We start from the raw sequence: 16,716 nt of genomic DNA, 5'->3' as shown, positions 1-16,716 counted from the left end.
CCTGGGGGTGCCCTTTTTCACATCTACACGATCAGTTCAGCGCTGGCTTGTCGCCGTTGATCGGAATGCGCTTGGCCTTGGCCTCTTCAGGCACGATGCGCAGCAGGTCGATGCTGAGCAGGCCATTGGCCAGGCCGGCGGCCTTGACTTCGATATGGTCGGCCAGGCGGAACGACAGCTTGAAGGCGCGTTGCGCGATACCCTGATGCAGGTAGGTCACTTCAGCAGGGCCATTGTCGCGCTTGCCACCGGTCACGGTCAGGACACCTTTTTCAACCTGCAGGTCGAGGTCCTCTTCCTGGAAACCGGCTGCAGCAACCACGATACGGTAGTGGTCATCGCCATGCTTTTCCACATTGTAGGGCGGGTAGCTGCTACCGGCCTCGTTACGTGCCGCGGATTCGAACAGGTCGTTGAAACGGTCGAAACCAACGGAATGGCGGAACAGTGGAGCGAGAGAGAAAGCGGTAGTCATGGTCATGAACTCCTGAGATTCAGCAAGTAAGTCATTACGCGACCCGACTTCGGCATCGCGTACTCAAGAGATATGGCCGGGGGTAATGCTTTCAAGGGGGGAGCAGAAAAAATCTGGATTCCTGCGTTGGGCTTGACGGCCTCTTCGCGGGTAAACCCGCTCCCACAGGGAGCTCACACATTCCAAAACCTGCGCCGAACCTGTGGGAGCGGGTTTACCCGCGAAAGGGCCGGATCAGGCAACACAAGCCTCCAAGGAAACCGCCTCAACCCCCAGCAACCGGCTGATCCGCGCACAGTCATCCTCCCGCCGCAATTCGGCAAACAGCACAACCGCTTCGGGATAACTGCGGGTCAGCATCGCCAGCCACTGCTTCATCCGCCCCGGTGCATAGCGCGGCGACAACTTGGCCTGGGCCTGACGCCAGAACTCGCGAAGCAACGGCAGCAGGTCGTCCCAGCTCATCGGCTGGTACTCCCGCCCGTCACGCGCCGCGGCAATCTGCAGCCCAAGATCGGGGCGCGAAACCAGCCCACGGCCCAGCATGATATCTTCGGCGCCACTGACCTCACGACAGCGCCTCCAGTCATCCACGGTCCAGATCTCGCCGTTGGCGAACACTGGCACCTTGACCACATCCTGCACCCGCGCCACCCACTCCCAGTGGGCCGGGGGCTTGTAGCCCTCGACCTTCGTCCGCGCATGCACCACCAGGTGCGCCGAACCGCCTTCGGCCAGCGCCGTGGCACACTCCAGCGCGCCATCGGGGCTGTCGAAACCCAGGCGCATCTTCGAGGTGACCGGGATATGTGCCGGCACGGCACGGCGCACTTCACGCACAATGGCGTGCAGCAGCTCCGGCTCCTTGAGCAGCACCGCTCCACCGCGCGACTTGTTCACGGTCTTGGCCGGGCAACCGAAGTTCAGGTCTATCACCGGCGCGCCCAACTGGCAGGCCAGCGCGGCGTTTTCCGCCAGGCACACAGGGTCCGAACCCAACAACTGCACGCGCATTGGTACCCCTGCAGCGGTCCGTGCGCCATTGCGCAACTCGGGCGCCAGCTTGTCGAACGAGGAAGGCGGCAGCAGGCGGTCGCACACGCGAATGAACTCGGTGACGCACCAGTCGATACCGCCCACGCGGGTCAGCACGTCGCGCAGGATGTTGTCGACCAGCCCCTCCATGGGGGCCAGGGCAATTTGCATGTCAGGTTCTCGGCGGAAAAAGCCGGCAGTCTAACAAAAATTGCCGGTGTTTCAGGCGCCGATCAGCGCCGGGCCGTAACCGTCGAGGAACTCCGCCGGCATGCGCTTGGGCTTGCCGCTGGACAGCTCGATGCAGGCAAAGGTGGTCTGGGCGCGCAGCAAAGTCACGCCGTCGCGCGGGCGCTTGAGCTGGAAGCGCCGGGTCATGCGCAGGCGCTGGTCCCAGTTGATGATCCAGGTGGCCAGTTGCAACTCGTCATCCTCGTAGGCAGCGGCCAGGTAGTCGATTTCGTGGCGCACCACGGCCATGGCCCGGTCCAGTCGGCGATATTCGGCCAGGTCCAGGCCCAGGCGTTGGGAGTGGCGCCAGGCGCAGCGCTCCAGCCAGGTAACGTAGACCGCGTTGTTGGCGTGGCCGAGGCCGTCGATATCCTCGTTGCCGACGCGCAGGTCGATGACGAAAGGTGTTGCCAGGTCCCAGCTCATGTTCGCTTCCTTGGAGCAAAAGTGGATTTAGCAGGGCCCTGCAGAAAAAAGTCCAGCCCTTGTGGAGGATTTACCGGCCTCATCGCCGGCAAGCCAGCTCCCACAGGGTCTGCGCTGGTTCAAAGGCTTGCGCTGTACCTGTGGGAGCAACTGTCTTTAGAAATTTATTTTCAAGCGTGCCATTCGGGCAGGGCTTCGCTCGATACCGCGTAGCGGTGTCGCTGGCGAAGCCCGCATTTGTAGAAAATCGATCCTCGTTCGTGATCAGGGTGCGGGTACCTGAGGCTTGAGCTCTTTCCACTCCGTTCCGTCACGCAGCATTGCGTTCAGGCGCACCAGCAACACGCGCATGCACGCCACTGCGGCAACTTTTGCGCGCTTGCCTCGGGCTATCAGGGCTTCATAGCGGGTTCTAACTTCTGGGACATGCTGGATCATTGACCAGATCGACATGTAGGCCGCCTTGCGGACTCTGTAACGCCCGCCTTCGATCTTCCTGGGGCCACTCTTCTTGCCGCTGTCTTTGTTGTACGGCGCTAACCCAGCCAAGGCTGCAATTTCGCGCCCCGTCACGCTTCCCAGCTCAGGTAGGTAGGCCATGAAGGTGCCACAACTGATGACGCCAATCCCTTTCACAGACCTTAGCCGCATGGCTGTCGTGCGATCCAGCACGTTCGAGGCACGCTCAATCGCCTTGTCCAAGGCCTTAATCTGATCATTCAGGTAAGCGACATGCTCGGTATAAACGGTAATGGCCGTAGCTGAAGTGGTTTGTTTCATCCGACGCTTGTCATCATCCCGATGCTGGACAAGATTGCCACGGAGTTTGATGAGCTCTCCCAGTTCATCCCGATCTTGATTAGGCTCTATCTGCGGCAAGTCCTCGAAGTCCCTGGCAAACCGCGCCAGCATCTGGGCGTCGATCTTGTCAGTCTTGGCAATTTTGCCCATGGCACTCGCATAGTCCCGACAGCGCCTGGGGTTGACCCTGACGACGTTCAAACCCTCCAGTCGCAAGGCTTTGAATACGGCCCGTTCATAGCCACCGGTGGCTTCCAGCAAGACCCGTTCGACCTCAAGCTCGTTCAGGCATGCGATCAGTTGCGCAAAGCCCTCAGAGTCATTCCTGACCTGGAACTGGGGAATACTTTCAGGAAGAAAGCCCACATCCAGAGTCGCTTTCGAAACGTCGAGACCAACGAAGTAGGAAATCATCGCCAAGCCCTCTTACACTCAAGAAGTGAGAGCACTCTGACTTAGCCCTAGCTTGTGACTGCGAGTTCGCCACTCATTCAACTGTTCGGGCTTAGGTCAGAGTGAGAGGTGGATGGCGACTAGGCTCCCACTCGTGCTTTAGAGCACACCTGGCTTTCAGTCTGCCATCCACTGCTCTCACCCTTTCGAGTTTAAGAGACCTTGAAGACACAAGCTGGCTTGCCGGCGATGAGGCCAGTACAGGCAACATCATCAGGCACTTTGCCGCGCTGGTGCGCCAGCCCGGGCCAGCAGCTCCAGCACCGCTTCACTCAGGCGCGGGTCGGACAGCACGCGCTGGTGGCCACCCGCCTCAAGCAGCATCAGGCGGCTATCGAACCAGGCCTTGTGGATAACCCGGGCCTCATCGGCTGCGACCAAGGCATCATCGGCGGCATGCACCACCAGCCCGGGCAACTCCAACTGGTAACCCGTCACATCCAGCCGCGCAATCTGCATGCCCACATCCCGCTCCACCTGACGAATGAATGCAGCCCGCGCCCGCGCCGGCAGCCCCAGACGATGGGCAAAGCCACGCAGTACGCCCAATAGCCGCGCCGGGGCAGCGATGCTGACCGCTGCCTCGGTACGCAGCCCCATCTGCAAGGCCAGCAATACACTGGCGCCGCCCATGGAATGGCCAATAACCGCGCGCAGCGGCGGCAGCTCGGCGGCAGCTTCCAGCAGCGCTCGGGCAAACAACACCACATTTGCCTGTTCGCCAGGCGAACGGCCATGCCCCGGCCCCTCCAGCGACACCACCGTGTGCCCCGCCTGGACCAAGGTTTCGATCAACGCGGCAAACTGGGTCGGGCGCCCCTCCCAGCCGTGCATCATCAGCACGGTCGGCCCCTTGCCCCAGCGCAAGGCCGACAAGCCGAAGCGCAAAGTGATGCGCTCGGCGCTGGCCAGCACGGGCAACTCCCAATCCCGTGGCGGCAGGTTGCGAGGGGTCATGAAGGCACGGCGCATCCTGCCCGCGACATGCTCGGGGGCCAGGCGGCCCAAGGTTCCATTGACACCACGAATCCAGCTCAGGGTAGTCATCGCCATGCTCCAGGCTCAAAGCACCGCCGATTTGGCGGCGCGCAGAATACGATCGGACAGTTCGCTGGTGCCCAGGGCACGGGCAAGCGCCAGGCCACCAACCATCAGGGCCAGGTCGGCCAATGCCTTGTCGGCGTCCTCGGGGCGGTCGACCATGGCGGCTGCCATCAACTCGATGTGCTCGGCCAGAACCTCGCGGAAGGCCTCTGGCAGGCGCTGCATCTCGCCCAGCGAATTGGGCAGCGGGCAGGCATGCACTTCGGCATCACGGTGCTTGCGCGACAGATAGAAAGCACTGGCCAACGCCCGCCGCCCGGCACCATCGAGGCTGGGGTCGATCTGTGCGAGCAAGGCGCGGCGCTCGCCCAGCAACTGGCGGAACGCTTCGAGCATCAACTCGTCCTTGCTGTCGAAGTGGGCGTAGAAACCACCGACGGTCAGACCTGCCGCACCCATGACCTGGCTGACGCTGGGCTCGGCCGGGCCGTGCTGGATCAACGCACTTCGCGCCGCCTCGAGAATGCGCTCGCGGGTTCTGCTCTTCTTGTCGCTCATCAGGCCACTCGCCGATCAAAATATGATGATCGAAATATTATTCGCATAATATTTTTTGGCAAGCAGAATCTGTAGCCGCCTGTCGGTCGCGAAATTTTGATTAGGGGAGAAAAACAAAAGGCCCATTCAATAATCGAATGAGCCTTCAAAGTCCCGCAAAACGCGGGTAAACGTGGCGTCCCCTAGGGGACTCGAACCCCTGTTACCGCCGTGAAAGGGCGGTGTCCTAGGCCACTAGACGAAGGGGACGTAACCTTCGTGCCGATCCGCTTACGCGAACCGCGGCAGAAATGGTGGAGCTAAGCGGGATCGAACCGCTGACCTCCTGCATGCCATGCAGGCGCTCTCCCAGCTGAGCTATAGCCCCGAAACAAAAGGCTCATCAGTAATCGACGAGCCTTTAAAGCCCTGCAAAACGCAGGAAAAGTGGCGTCCCCTAGGGGACTCGAACCCCTGTTACCGCCGTGAAAGGGCGGTGTCCTAGGCCACTAGACGAAGGGGACGTAACCTTCGTGCCGATCCGCTTTCGCGAACCGCGGCAAATTGGTGGAGCTAAGCGGGATCGAACCGCTGACCTCCTGCATGCCATGCAGGCGCTCTCCCAGCTGAGCTATAGCCCCGGATTTCTAGCCTCTCGGCCCAGCGACATTCTGAAACATCGCTTGTGCAAAACTGGCGTCCCCTAGGGGACTCGAACCCCTGTTACCGCCGTGAAAGGGCGGTGTCCTAGGCCACTAGACGAAGGGGACGAACCTTCTTACCTTCAAGACCCGGTTGCTGGACCCGGTCTTGCCCGACAGCCTTGGCTGCCAGGCGGAATTTGGTGGAGCTAAGCGGGATCGAACCGCTGACCTCCTGCATGCCATGCAGGCGCTCTCCCAGCTGAGCTATAGCCCCACAATGTCGCTTTGAACCGAAGCGCTGGCTGGGTGCCTGGCGTTTCGTTTTCGTTCATCGCTGTGGACGGGGCGCATATTAAGATCGGATTGCAGGGCTGTCAAACGAATTTTTCAAAATATTCAAAAAATTTTTCACAGATAACAATCACTTACCGCCCTCCCCTTGCCAAAACCGAACAGTGAGCCCTGTGGGAGCGGGTTTACCCGCGAATGCGACGGAAAACGCACCATCGTATTCGCGGGTGAACCCGCTCCCACAAGTTCGGCTTGTGGCCTCGGGACCACTGTCAGGCGATAGAGGCCAGCAGCTTTTCCCACTCTTTGTTTTCTTTCTTCGACACACCACCCAGCAGGTCCAGGGCCTGGCGCAGGCGGTAGCGGGTCAGGTCCGGGCCAAGGATTTCCATCGCGTCCAGTACCGAAACCGAGCTGGCCTGGCCGGTAATGGCGGCAAACATCAGCGGCATGGCATCACGCAGCTTCAGCTCCAGCGCCTCGACCACCGCCTGGATGCAACCGGTGATGCGCTCTTTTTCCCACTGACGCAGGCTTTCGAGCTTCCACAGGATCAGCTGGATCACCTGGCGTACCTGGTCGGCCGACAGCTTCTTGCTTTCGAACAGCTTGACGTCCAGCTTCAGCGCGCCTTCGAAGAAGAACCCGCCCAGCGGGGCAACCTGGCTGAAGGTTTCCACCCGGCCTTGCACGTGTGGGGCGATCTTCATCATGTAGTCGCTGTTGAACGCCCACTTCTGCAGGCGCGCGGCGAACTCCTCGACCGGCAGTTCGCGCAGCCACTGGCCGTTCAGCCAGGACAGCTTCTCGATGTCGAAGATCGGGCCGCCCAGCGAGATACGCGACAGGTCGAAGTGCTCGACCATCTCGGCCAGCGAGAACTTCTCGCGCTCGTCTGGCATCGACCAGCCCATGCGGCCCAGGTAGTTGAGCATCGCCTCGGGCATGAAGCCCATGCGCTCGTAGAAAGTCACCGAGGTCGGGTTCTTGCGCTTGGACAGCTTGGACTTGTCCGGGTTACGCAGCAGCGGCATGTAGCACAGCTTGGGCTGTTCCCAGCCGAAGTATTCGTACAGCTTGATCAGCTTGGGTGCCGATGGCAGCCACTCTTCGCCGCGCAGCACGTGGGTGATGCCCATCAGATGGTCGTCGACCACGTTGGCCAGGAAGTACGTCGGCAGGCCGTCGTTCTTCATCAGCACCTGCATGTCCATGCGGTCCCACGGGATCTCGACATCGCCACGCAGCATGTCCGGTACCACGCACACGCCTTCGCTCGGCACTTTCATGCGGATAACGTGCGGCTCGCCAGCGTCCAGGCGGCGCTGCACTTCCTCGGCGCTCAGCAGCAGCGCGCGGCCGTCGTAGCGCGGGGTTTCGCCACGGGCTTGCTGCTCGGCGCGCATCTGCTCCAGCTCTTCGGCGGTGCAGAAGCAGTAGAAGGCATGGCCGGCGTCAACCAGCTCCTTGGCGTACCTGGCGTAGATTTCGCCACGCTCGCTCTGCCGGTAAGGGCCGTGCGGGCCGCCGACGTCCGGACCTTCGTTCCATTCGATGCCGAGCCAGCGCAGGGCATCGAAGATCTGCTGCTCCGACTCGCGCGTGGAGCGCAGCTGGTCGGTGTCTTCGATGCGCAGGATGAACTCACCGCCGTGCTGCTTGGCAAAGCAGTAGTTGAACAGGGCGATGTAGGCAGTGCCGACATGGGGGTCGCCGGTAGGCGATGGCGCGATACGCGTGCGTACGGTGGTCATGGAGAGTCTCGAACGAAAGATGAAACAAAGGCGGGATGTTAGCAGGAGGCAGGCACCGGGCTCCAGCAATGGCGCGAACGTCACTTGTCGACTGGCCATGTGCCGCTGTTAAATTTATTTACATTTCTGGAACGATAGTCCTCATGCCTGCCCAACTCAAACGCCGCCTGCTGGTCTTCTTCACCTTGGTGGCCGTCATCGCCCTCGCCTTCCTGGGCCACTGGTACTTCAAGGGCCGCTTCTACGAAAGCACCGACAACGCCTACGTACAGGGCGAGATCACCCGCATTTCCAGCCAGTTGGGCGCACGCATCGACGAGGTGCGGGTCGAGGACAACCAGCACGTCAAAAAAGGCGACCTGCTGGTGCGCCTGGAGGCCGCCGACTTCGAACTGGCCGTGCAACGCGCCCGCGCCGCCCTGGCCACCCGCGAAGCTGAGCAGGTGCAGGCGCAAAGCCGCCTGACGCAGCAAGCCAGCCTGATCGCCGCCGGCCAGGCCCAGGTGGCGGCCAACCAGGCTACATTTGACCGCTCGCGCCTGGACCTGAGCCGTGCCGAGAAGCTGCGCAAACCAGGTTTCGTATCGGAAGAACGGGTCACCACCCTGTCCGCGGACAGCCATGTCGCCGGCTCGCAGGTCGACAAGGCCCGTGCCGACCTGCAAAGCCAGCGCCAGCAAGTCAACGCATTGACCGCCGAACTCAAGCGCCTCGACGCGCAGATCGCCAACGCCCGCGCCGACCTGGCACAAGCCGAACTGAACCTGACCCGCTGCGAAATCCGCGCACCGATCAGTGGCAGTATCGGCCAGCGCAACGCGCGTAATGGCCAGGTGGTACAGGCCGGTGCCTACCTGCTGTCGATCGTGCCGGACGAAGACATCTGGGTGCAGGCCAACTTCAAGGAAACCCAGATCGGCCGCATGCAGCCCGGCCAGCGTGCCGAGCTGCTGTTCGACAGCTACCCCGACACACCGATAGAAGGCCGGGTCGACAGCCTTTTCGCCGCCTCCGGCGCGCAGTTCAGCCTGCTACCGCCCGACAACGCCACCGGCAACTTCACCAAGGTGGTGCAGCGTATTCCGGTCAAGCTGACCTTCCGCGCTGACAACCCGCTGCACGGGCGCATCCGCCCTGGCATGTCGGTGACCGCCACCGTCGACCTGCGCAGCGAAGACGAAGGCCACAATGGCCGGTGACCAGCTGCTCAGGCCAACCGCGGAGCCGACACGGCGGGACTGGATCGCGGTAATGAGCGTGATGCTCGGCGCCTTCATGGCGGTGCTGGACATCCAGATCACCAACTCGTCGCTCAAGGACATCCAGGGCGCACTGTCGGCGACGCTGGAGGAAGGCTCGTGGATTTCCACCTCTTACCTGGTCGCGGAAATCATCATGATCCCGCTCACCGCCTGGCTGGTGCAGCTGCTGTCGGCGCGGCGCCTGGCCGTGTGGGTATCCGGCGGCTTCCTGTTGTCGTCGCTGTTATGTTCGATGGCCTGGAACCTGGAGAGCATGATCCTGTTCCGCGCCCTGCAAGGTTTTACCGGCGGTGCGCTGATCCCGCTGGCCTTCACCCTGACCCTGATCAAGCTGCCCGAACACCACCGCGCCAAGGGCATGGCCATGTTCGCCATGACCGCCACCTTCGCCCCCTCCATCGGCCCCACCTTGGGCGGCTGGCTGACCGAGAACTGGGGCTGGGAGTACATTTTCTACATCAATATCCCACCGGGCCTGGTGATGATCGCCGGCCTGCTGTACGGGCTGGAAAAGAAGGACGCGCACTGGGAACTGCTGAAAAGCACCGATTACGCCGGCATCCTCACCCTGGGCCTGGGGCTTGGCTGCCTGCAGGTGTTCCTGGAGGAAGGCCACCGCAAGGACTGGCTGGAATCGCAGCTGATCGTCGGCCTGGGCAGCATCGCCCTGGTCAGCCTGATCACCTTCGTCATCCTGCAGTTTTCCAAGCCACACCCGCTGATCAACCTGCGCATCCTCGGCAACCGCAACTTTGGCCTGTCGAGCATCGCCAGCCTTGGCATGGGGGTGGGCTTGTACGGGTCGATCTACCTGCTGCCGCTGTACCTGGCGCAGGTGCAGGGCTACAACGCCTTGCAGATCGGCGAGGTGATCATGTGGATGGGTATCCCGCAGCTGTTCCTGATCCCGTTGGTGCCGCAACTGATGAAAGTGGTGTCGCCCAAGGTGTTGTGTGCCCTGGGGTTCTGCCTGTTCGGCGCCGCCAGTTTCGGCTCGGGGGTGCTCAACCCGGATTTTGCAGGGCCGCAGTTCAACCATATCCAGATCATCCGTGCCATCGGCCAGCCAATGATCATGGTGACCATTTCGCTGATCGCCACGGCGTATATACAGCCGCAGGATGCGGGTTCGGCGTCGAGCCTGTTCAATATCCTGCGTAACCTGGGCGGTGCGATCGGCATTGCGCTGCTGGCCACGCTGCTGGATGCAAGGACCAAGGTGTATTTCGATTACCTGAGGGAGGCAGTGGTGCCGAGCAACCCGCAGGTGGCGGAACGATTGGCGCAACTGGCGGAGCGGCTGGGCAATGACAATGCGGCGCTGGGCAAGTTGAGCGAGATCACTCACCAGCAGGCGTTGATCATGGCCTATAACGATGCGTTCCACTTTGTGGGGATCGGGTTGGCGGTGAGCATGGTGGCGGTGTTGTTGACCCGCAAGTTGCCGGAGGGGCTGAAGGCTGGGGAGGCCCACTGAATGGGGTTGTCGCCTGAGCCGGCCTCTTCGCGGGTAAACCCGCTCCCACAGGTACTGCGCAGAGCTCAAGGATTACAACGATCCTGTGGGAGCGGGTTTACCCGCGAAGAGGCCAGTGCAGGCAGTAAAGAAATCAGCTGGTGATCAGCCGCTCGCGCAGTTGGGCAATCTCGTCGCGCAATTGCGCCGCGGCCTCGAACTCCAGATCGCGGGCGAACTGCATCATCTTCTCTTCCAGCTGCTTGATGCGCTTGGTGATCTCGCCCGGCGTGCGCAGCTCGGCCTCGTAACGGGCGCTCTCCTCCGCTGCCTTGGCCATGCCCTTGCGCTTCTTGCTGCGCGCGCCGGGCACGGTCGCGCCTTCCATGATATCGGTGATGTCCTTGACCACGCCTTTGGGCACGATTCCATTGGCCTGGTTGAAGGCGATCTGCTTCTCGCGACGACGCTCGGTCTCGTCGATGGCGCGCTGCATGGAACCGGTGATGTTGTCGGCATACAGGATGGCCCGGCCATTGAGGTTACGCGCAGCACGGCCGATGGTCTGGATCAGTGAGCGCTCGGAGCGCAGGAAACCTTCCTTGTCGGCATCGAGGATCGCCACGAGCGACACCTCGGGCATATCCAGGCCCTCACGCAGAAGGTTGATGCCCACCAGCACGTCGAAGGTACCCAGGCGCAAGTCGCGGATGATCTCCACCCGCTCGACGGTGTCGATGTCCGAGTGCAGGTAACGCACCCGCACATCGTGGTCGGCCAGGTAGTCGGTGAGGTCTTCGGCCATGCGCTTGGTCAACGTGGTGGCCAGCACCCGCTCGCCCTGTGCCACGCGCTTGCGGATTTCCGACAGCAGGTCATCCACCTGGGTAAGCGCCGGGCGTACTTCTACCTGTGGGTCGACCAGGCCGGTGGGGCGCACCACCTGCTCTACCACGCGCCCGGCGTGCTCGGCCTCATAGGGACCCGGGGTGGCGGAGACGAAGATGGTCTGCGGGCTGACGTCCTCCCACTCGTCGAAACGCATCGGCCGGTTGTCCAGCGCCGAAGGCAGGCGGAAGCCGTACTCGACCAGGGTTTCCTTGCGCGAGCGGTCGCCCTTGTACATGGCGCCGACCTGCGGAACGCTGACGTGGGATTCGTCGATCACCAGCAGCGCATCGGGCGGCAGGTAGTCGTACAGGGTGGGCGGCGGCGCCCCGGCCGGGCGCCCGGACAGGTAGCGCGAGTAGTTCTCGATGCCGTTGCAGTAGCCCAGCTCCAGGATCATCTCCAGATCGAAGCGGGTGCGTTGCTCCAGGCGCTGGGCCTCGACCAGCTTGTTGGCCTTCTGTAGGTACTCCAGGCGGTCCTTGAGCTCTTCCTTGATGCCTTCCACCGCCTCCAGCAGGGTTTCCCGCGGGGTGACGTAGTGGCTCTTGGGGTAGAAGGTGAAACGCGGCAGTTTGCGGAAGACCTCGCCGGTCAGCGGGTCGAAGGCTGCGATGTTCTCCACCTCGTCATCGAACAGTTCGACGCGGATGGCCTCGAGGTCCGATTCGGCCGGGAAGATGTCGATCACATCGCCGCGCACGCGGAAGGTGGCGCGGGCAAAGTCCATCTCGTTGCGGGTGTATTGCAGGTCGGCCAGGCGGCGCAGCAGCGCGCGCTGGTCGAGCTTGTCGCCGCGGTCCACGTGCAGGACCATTTTCAGGTAGGTCTCGGGGCTGCCCAGGCCGTAGATGCACGACACGGTGGTGACGATGATCGCGTCACGCCGCTCCAGCAATGCCTTGGTCGCTGACAGGCGCATCTGCTCGATGTGGTCGTTGATCGAAGCGTCCTTCTCGATGAAGGTGTCGGACGACGGTACGTAGGCTTCAGGCTGGTAGTAGTCGTAGTAGGAAACGAAGTACTCCACCGCATTGTTGGGGAAGAATGCCTTGAATTCGCCATAAAGCTGCGCGGCCAGGGTCTTGTTCGGCGCAAGCACCAGGGTAGGCCGCTGCACCTGCTGAATGACGTTGGCGATGCTGAAGGTCTTGCCCGAGCCAGTCACCCCGAGCAGCGTCTGGTGCGACAGCCCCGCCTCGATACCTTCGACCATCTGGCGGATGGCCTCGGGCTGGTCGCCGGCCGGCTGGAAACGGGTGACGAGCTGGAACTCGGACATGACGGACCTCGCGGTGTTGCAGCAACTGTAAATTTAGCCAGTAGTCTATACCCAAATGCGCCCGCCGGGGGGCAGTTTCAAGGCACAGCTGTGAGCGCTTGTTACGGTGGACCCGGCAATTAGACCAATGGTCGAAAAATATTTGCGCAAATGACCTGAAAAGCGATGCCGGACTGTCGCGGTGACCGGTCGGTATCACTATACTGACTCCCCGTTTGTGCACCGCTTCAGTGCATTCGGGCTGGAGCGTGTACGTCCTATCACACTCCAATCAGAGCCAAGGTAACAATGAGCCTGTTTTCCGCTGTCGAGCTGGCACCCCGCGACCCTATTCTGGGCCTCAACGAAGCATTCAACGCCGACCCACGTACCGACAAGGTCAACCTGGGCGTGGGCGTATATTGCAATGAGGAAGGCCGCATTCCGCTGCTGCGCGCCGTGATCGAAGCCGAGACCCAGCGTGCCGCCCAGCACGCCTCGCGCGGCTACCTGCCGATCGACGGTATCGCCACCTACGACCAGGCTGTACAAAAGCTGCTGTTCGGCGCCGAGTCGCCACTGCTGGCCGCTGGCCGCGTGGTTACTGTGCAGGCCGTCGGCGGTACCGGCGCACTGAAGATTGGCGCCGACTTCCTCAAGCGTGTGTCGCCAAACGCCGTGGTTGCCATCAGCGACCCGAGCTGGGAAAACCACCGTGCGCTGTTCGAATCGGCCGGCTTCCCGGTGCAGAACTACCGCTACTACGACGCGCCGACCAACGACGTCAACCGCGCCGGCATGCTCGAAGACCTGAACAACCTGCCGTCCGGCTCGATCGTGGTGCTGCACGCCTGCTGCCACAACCCGACCGGCGTCGACCTGAACCTGGACGACTGGAAAAACGTCCTGGAAGTGGTCAAGGCCAAGGGCCACGTGCCATTCCTCGACATGGCCTACCAGGGCTTCGGTGACGGCATCGCCGAAGACGCCTTCGCCGTGCGCCTGTTCGCCGAGTCGGGCCTGGAGTTCTTCGTGTCCAGCTCATTCTCCAAGTCGTTCTCGCTGTACGGCGAGCGCGTCGGTGCGCTGTCGATCGTCACCGCCTCCAAGGACGAGAGCACCCGCGTGCTGTCGCAGGTCAAGCGCGTGATCCGCACCACCTACTCCAACCCGCCGACCCACGGTGCAACCATCGTTGCCACCGTGCTGAACAGCGCCGAACTGCGCCAGATGTGGGAAACCGAGCTGGCCGAAATGCGCGAGCGCATCCACGGCATGCGCAAGCAGATGGTTTCGCTGCTGGCCGAATATGGCGCCAACCGCGACTTCAGCTTCGTTGGCCGCCAGGTTGGCATGTTCTCGTACTCGGGCCTGACCGTCGAACAGGTCGCCCGCCTGAAGAACGAGTTCGGCATCTATGCGCTGGACACCGGCCGCATCGCCGTGGCCGCGCTGAACCAGAGCAACATCCACGTAGTGACCAAAGCTATCGTGCAGGTGCTGTAACTCATTGTTTTGCCTAGGGGTGGCTTGACTTCCCCTGGGCAATCAGTAAGATACGCACAGATTCCGCGATAGCTCAGTCGGTAGAGCAAATGACTGTTAATCATTGGGTCCCTGGTTCGAGTCCAGGTCGCGGAGCCAAAATTTGAAAACCTCCAGATGCGCAAGCACTGGAGGTTTTTTGTTGCACTTATCCCCTCATGCCAGCGCACGGCTGCTGTATCGTCCGAGATCCCTCGACGAGCACAGGCAAGCATGAAAGCCAACGATTTCACCCAGAACGCTCAGCAAGCGGTAGCAATCGCCGCCAACCAGGCCCTCTTGGCAAGCCGACAAGCAACGTTCGCCGTGGGTGGCTGCATCATCGAAAATGCCACTGGCAAGGTACTGATCGCCCTGCACAACCGCGTGCTGGAGCCCTCTGCCAGCCAGGCGCAACCCGCATTCAGGCTCCGCGACCCAACGGGGCATGGTGAGCGCCGGCTGGTCGACTGGTATTTCGACAACCAGCAGCGCCTTGCCCTCCCCCCCACGCATGAACTGACCGTCATCACCACGCTCGACCCCTGCGCCATGTGCGCAGGTGCCTTGCTGACTGCCGGCTTCAATGTTGCCGTAAGTGCGCTCGACACCTTTGCCGGCGTCAATCATGACGGCCGTTTCGAATTCCCCGGCCTGCCGGCCGCACTTCGTCTGCGCGCGCAAGCCACGTGGGGCTACTATGCTGTCGGCAACCCTTTTGATCGCGACTATGTCGGGCCGCCGCAAGGGCCGGTCTACGCTGGCGAACGCATCGACGCCGCAACGATGTGCCTTACCCGTTCGTTGTTCGAGGCCAGCGTGAACCACGTGCACGACGAAAGCAGCAACGCCGGACTCCCGCCATCTGCCCTGAAAGACCCGATCACCCTACCCAGCCGGAGCCTGGTACGCCAGGCCCTGGCGGGCTTGAGCCCATGGAGCCTGCGCAGCAAAAGTGCAGATCCTCGCCTGCCCGGCATCGAACTGGCCGCGCCATTGGTCGACACAGCTCTCGCGGCAGATACGTGCAACGCCGTAGCCTTGCTGGACCCATTCGGCAATCTGCTGTCCTGCCTGGGCGGTGACGAAACGCGCTCCCCCATTCGCACTGCGTTCATGGAGACCACTCGCAGCTACGCCGCGCTGCGCTGGAACCTGATGAACCATGACGACCCACAGGTCCGCGACGAAGCACACCAGCATCTCACCCACCCCCGTTACTGCACATTCGTCCTGCTCCGTTTTCCGGACCCAGCCGGCAGCGAGGCGGTCATGACCCTTGGCGCGTATGGCTCCACCATGGAACGGCACACCGCGCCGTCCTTCCCCTCAAGCCTGCAATATGTATTGCTGCCAACAGGCTGCACTGCCAAGGATGTTGCGCGACTGGCGCAGAATCTGCCGCCGTTCTACACGAGCAACGTGCAGGTCGCGCCTTGCCAGGTACTGGACCCGAACCTGATGCAGGAAGTTACAACCCGGCTGGGGCAGGCTCAGCGCTCCGAGCCTGCTGCCGGATAGGGCAATGTGACCGCACTGCCTTCATCCACCAGGCTCCAGACCAGCAACTTGGCTGACTGCTTCTGACTGGCGTTGCGCGACACGCTGTGCACGGTACCCGGGGCTTCGTACCAATATTCACCGGCCTTGTAGGTTTTCTCCGGCTCGTTATCGAGCTTCGATACCACTGCCCCTTCCAGCACGTAGGCCATCACTGCGCCCGGGTGCTGATGCGCGGGTGATGCCTGGCCGGGGGCGTAGCTGACGGTGAGCATCACGGCGCTCTTGCCGGGGGCGTTCGAGGGTTGTTGCTGCTGCAGGACCTTGACTTGGTCGGCAGCGTCGCCGTGCGCCCAGGCAGGGGTTTGAGCGACGAACAGGGCAAGAAGGATGATGCTAAAGGGTTTCATGGGGGCTTCTCCTGGATGGCAATTGCCTGCAGGTTAGGCCTGTGGGGCAGAGAGACAAATGACCAATTCGGGGAAAAACCAAGAGGCCGATCATTGCCTGTGCCGTCCTCTTCGCGGGCTTGCCCGCGAAAAGGCCGGTGCAGGCACCAGATATCTCAGCTGCTACGCCCGATCGGATAAAACTCACCGTGGCTCCAGACCCCAAGCCACTCTTCCCCGTCGATCTCACGCGGCACCGCCAGCTCTACCAACTGGTAGAACACATTGCGATGAATCAGCGCCTCGAGGTTGCTGCGCATCAGCACATACGGCGATGGCTCCTGCGTGACCGGGTCGATCACCACGCGCAGCGGGTTGGCCGGCCCGGCTTCGACCTGGTCCTCGACATTGCTGGTGAAGCGCAGCACCTGCTGCTCACCCTCACCTTCCACATCCAACGCCACAGCCACGAACGGCGCATCGTCGACGCGGATGCCCACCTTCTCTACCGGGGTAATCAGGAAGTAGTCATCGCCATCGCGGCGGATGATGGTGGAAAACAGCCGCACCATCGGCTTGCGACCGATCGGCGTTCCCAGGTAATACCAGGTGCCATCACGGGCGATGCGCATGTCGATGTCACCGCAGAAGTCCGGGTTCCACAGATGTACCGGCGGCAGGCCCTTGGCCTTGGGAATCTGCGCCAGAAGATCATTGGCCTTGCCGGAATCGCTCATCACGCTTG

General features: G+C 62.1%; 14 protein-coding genes and 7 tRNA genes. 5 read left to right on the top strand and 16 right to left on the bottom strand.

Annotation, left to right across the window (positions count from 1 at the left end; translation table 11 throughout):
• Positions 1-31: 31 nt before the first annotated feature.
• The 13 genes from QN085_RS07565 to gltX all read right to left on the bottom strand — a co-directional run bounded on the left by QN085_RS07565 (position 32) and on the right by gltX (position 7,691).
• Positions 32-475, bottom strand: a complete 444-nt coding sequence (locus QN085_RS07565; RefSeq protein ID WP_003260273.1) for an Hsp20 family protein — start codon at positions 473-475, stop codon at positions 32-34.
• Between the two features lie 234 nt (positions 476-709).
• Positions 710-1,681 (bottom strand): tRNA dihydrouridine synthase, encoded by a 972-nt coding sequence (locus QN085_RS07560; protein ID WP_023660793.1) that lies wholly within the window; start codon positions 1,679-1,681, stop codon positions 710-712.
• A 51-nt stretch (positions 1,682-1,732) separates the two neighbouring features.
• Positions 1,733-2,167 (bottom strand): acyl-CoA thioesterase, encoded by a 435-nt coding sequence (locus QN085_RS07555; RefSeq protein ID WP_013971596.1) that lies wholly within the window; start codon positions 2,165-2,167, stop codon positions 1,733-1,735.
• A gap of 264 nt (positions 2,168-2,431) precedes the next feature.
• Positions 2,432-3,382: an IS110 family transposase gene (locus QN085_RS07550; protein WP_013970357.1), complete on the bottom strand. Its 951-nt coding sequence runs from the start codon at positions 3,380-3,382 to the stop codon at positions 2,432-2,434.
• A gap of 252 nt (positions 3,383-3,634) precedes the next feature.
• Positions 3,635-4,468 carry an alpha/beta fold hydrolase gene (locus QN085_RS07545; protein WP_031324306.1) on the bottom strand — a complete coding sequence of 278 codons (834 nt, stop codon included), beginning with the start codon at positions 4,466-4,468 and terminating at the stop codon, positions 3,635-3,637.
• 15 nt (positions 4,469-4,483) lie between these two features.
• Positions 4,484-5,023 (bottom strand): TetR/AcrR family transcriptional regulator, encoded by a 540-nt coding sequence (locus QN085_RS07540; protein WP_013971594.1) that lies wholly within the window; start codon positions 5,021-5,023, stop codon positions 4,484-4,486.
• Positions 5,024-5,196: 173 nt separating this feature from the next.
• Positions 5,197-5,272 (bottom strand) — tRNA-Glu (locus tag QN085_RS07535).
• A 42-nt stretch (positions 5,273-5,314) separates the two neighbouring features.
• Positions 5,315-5,390, bottom strand: a tRNA-Ala gene (locus QN085_RS07530).
• A 60-nt stretch (positions 5,391-5,450) separates the two neighbouring features.
• Positions 5,451-5,526, bottom strand: a tRNA-Glu gene (locus QN085_RS07525).
• 41 nt (positions 5,527-5,567) lie between these two features.
• Positions 5,568-5,643 (bottom strand) — tRNA-Ala (locus QN085_RS07520).
• 53 nt (positions 5,644-5,696) lie between these two features.
• Positions 5,697-5,772 (bottom strand) — tRNA-Glu (locus tag QN085_RS07515).
• Positions 5,773-5,844: 72 nt separating this feature from the next.
• Positions 5,845-5,920, bottom strand: a tRNA-Ala gene (locus tag QN085_RS07510).
• 289 nt (positions 5,921-6,209) lie between these two features.
• The gene (gltX, locus tag QN085_RS07505) at positions 6,210-7,691 is read right to left on the bottom strand and encodes a glutamate--tRNA ligase (RefSeq protein ID WP_013971593.1); all 1,482 of its coding nucleotides are present in this window, start codon (positions 7,689-7,691) and stop codon (positions 6,210-6,212) included.
• Between the two features lie 143 nt (positions 7,692-7,834).
• Between gltX and QN085_RS07500 the strand changes: the two genes are divergently transcribed.
• The gene (locus QN085_RS07500) at positions 7,835-8,890 is read left to right on the top strand and encodes an HlyD family secretion protein (RefSeq protein WP_013971592.1); all 1,056 of its coding nucleotides are present in this window, start codon (positions 7,835-7,837) and stop codon (positions 8,888-8,890) included.
• Positions 8,880-10,430, top strand: a complete 1,551-nt coding sequence (locus QN085_RS07495; protein ID WP_023661890.1) for an MDR family MFS transporter — start codon at positions 8,880-8,882, stop codon at positions 10,428-10,430. The genes QN085_RS07500 and QN085_RS07495 overlap by 11 nt, the downstream gene beginning before the upstream one ends.
• Before the next feature lie 133 nt (positions 10,431-10,563).
• Here QN085_RS07495 and uvrB read toward each other — a convergent pair whose 3' ends face one another.
• Complete coding sequence (gene uvrB, locus QN085_RS07490) at positions 10,564-12,579, bottom strand: excinuclease ABC subunit UvrB (protein WP_013971590.1); 2,016 nt, start codon at positions 12,577-12,579, stop codon at positions 10,564-10,566.
• Positions 12,580-12,867: 288 nt separating this feature from the next.
• Between uvrB and QN085_RS07485 the strand changes: the two genes are divergently transcribed.
• From QN085_RS07485 to QN085_RS07475, 3 genes are all read left to right on the top strand, one after another.
• Complete coding sequence (locus QN085_RS07485) at positions 12,868-14,064, top strand: amino acid aminotransferase (protein ID WP_013971589.1); 1,197 nt, start codon at positions 12,868-12,870, stop codon at positions 14,062-14,064.
• Between the two features lie 62 nt (positions 14,065-14,126).
• A tRNA-Asn gene (locus tag QN085_RS07480) sits at positions 14,127-14,202 on the top strand.
• Between the two features lie 114 nt (positions 14,203-14,316).
• Entirely contained in the window at positions 14,317-15,603 is a 1,287-nt protein-coding gene (locus QN085_RS07475) for a cytidine/deoxycytidylate deaminase family protein (RefSeq protein WP_023661446.1), read from the top strand.
• Here the strand turns inward: QN085_RS07475 and QN085_RS07470 are convergent.
• Positions 15,576-15,992, bottom strand: coding sequence for a cupin domain-containing protein (locus QN085_RS07470; RefSeq protein ID WP_013971587.1), 417 nt, complete (start codon positions 15,990-15,992; stop codon positions 15,576-15,578). The genes QN085_RS07475 and QN085_RS07470 overlap by 28 nt on opposite strands.
• Positions 15,993-16,147: 155 nt before the next feature.
• Entirely contained in the window at positions 16,148-16,708 is a 561-nt protein-coding gene (locus QN085_RS07465) for a DUF1285 domain-containing protein (protein ID WP_023661447.1), read from the bottom strand.
• Between the last annotated feature and the right edge of the window lie 8 nt (positions 16,709-16,716).

The organism is Pseudomonas sp. M2(2023), from assembly GCF_030263955.1.
GTDB lineage: Bacteria > Pseudomonadota > Gammaproteobacteria > Pseudomonadales > Pseudomonadaceae > Aquipseudomonas > Aquipseudomonas asiatica.
The sequence above is the reverse complement of the archived record's forward strand: the minus strand, read 5'-3'. Positions and strand labels throughout refer to the sequence as shown.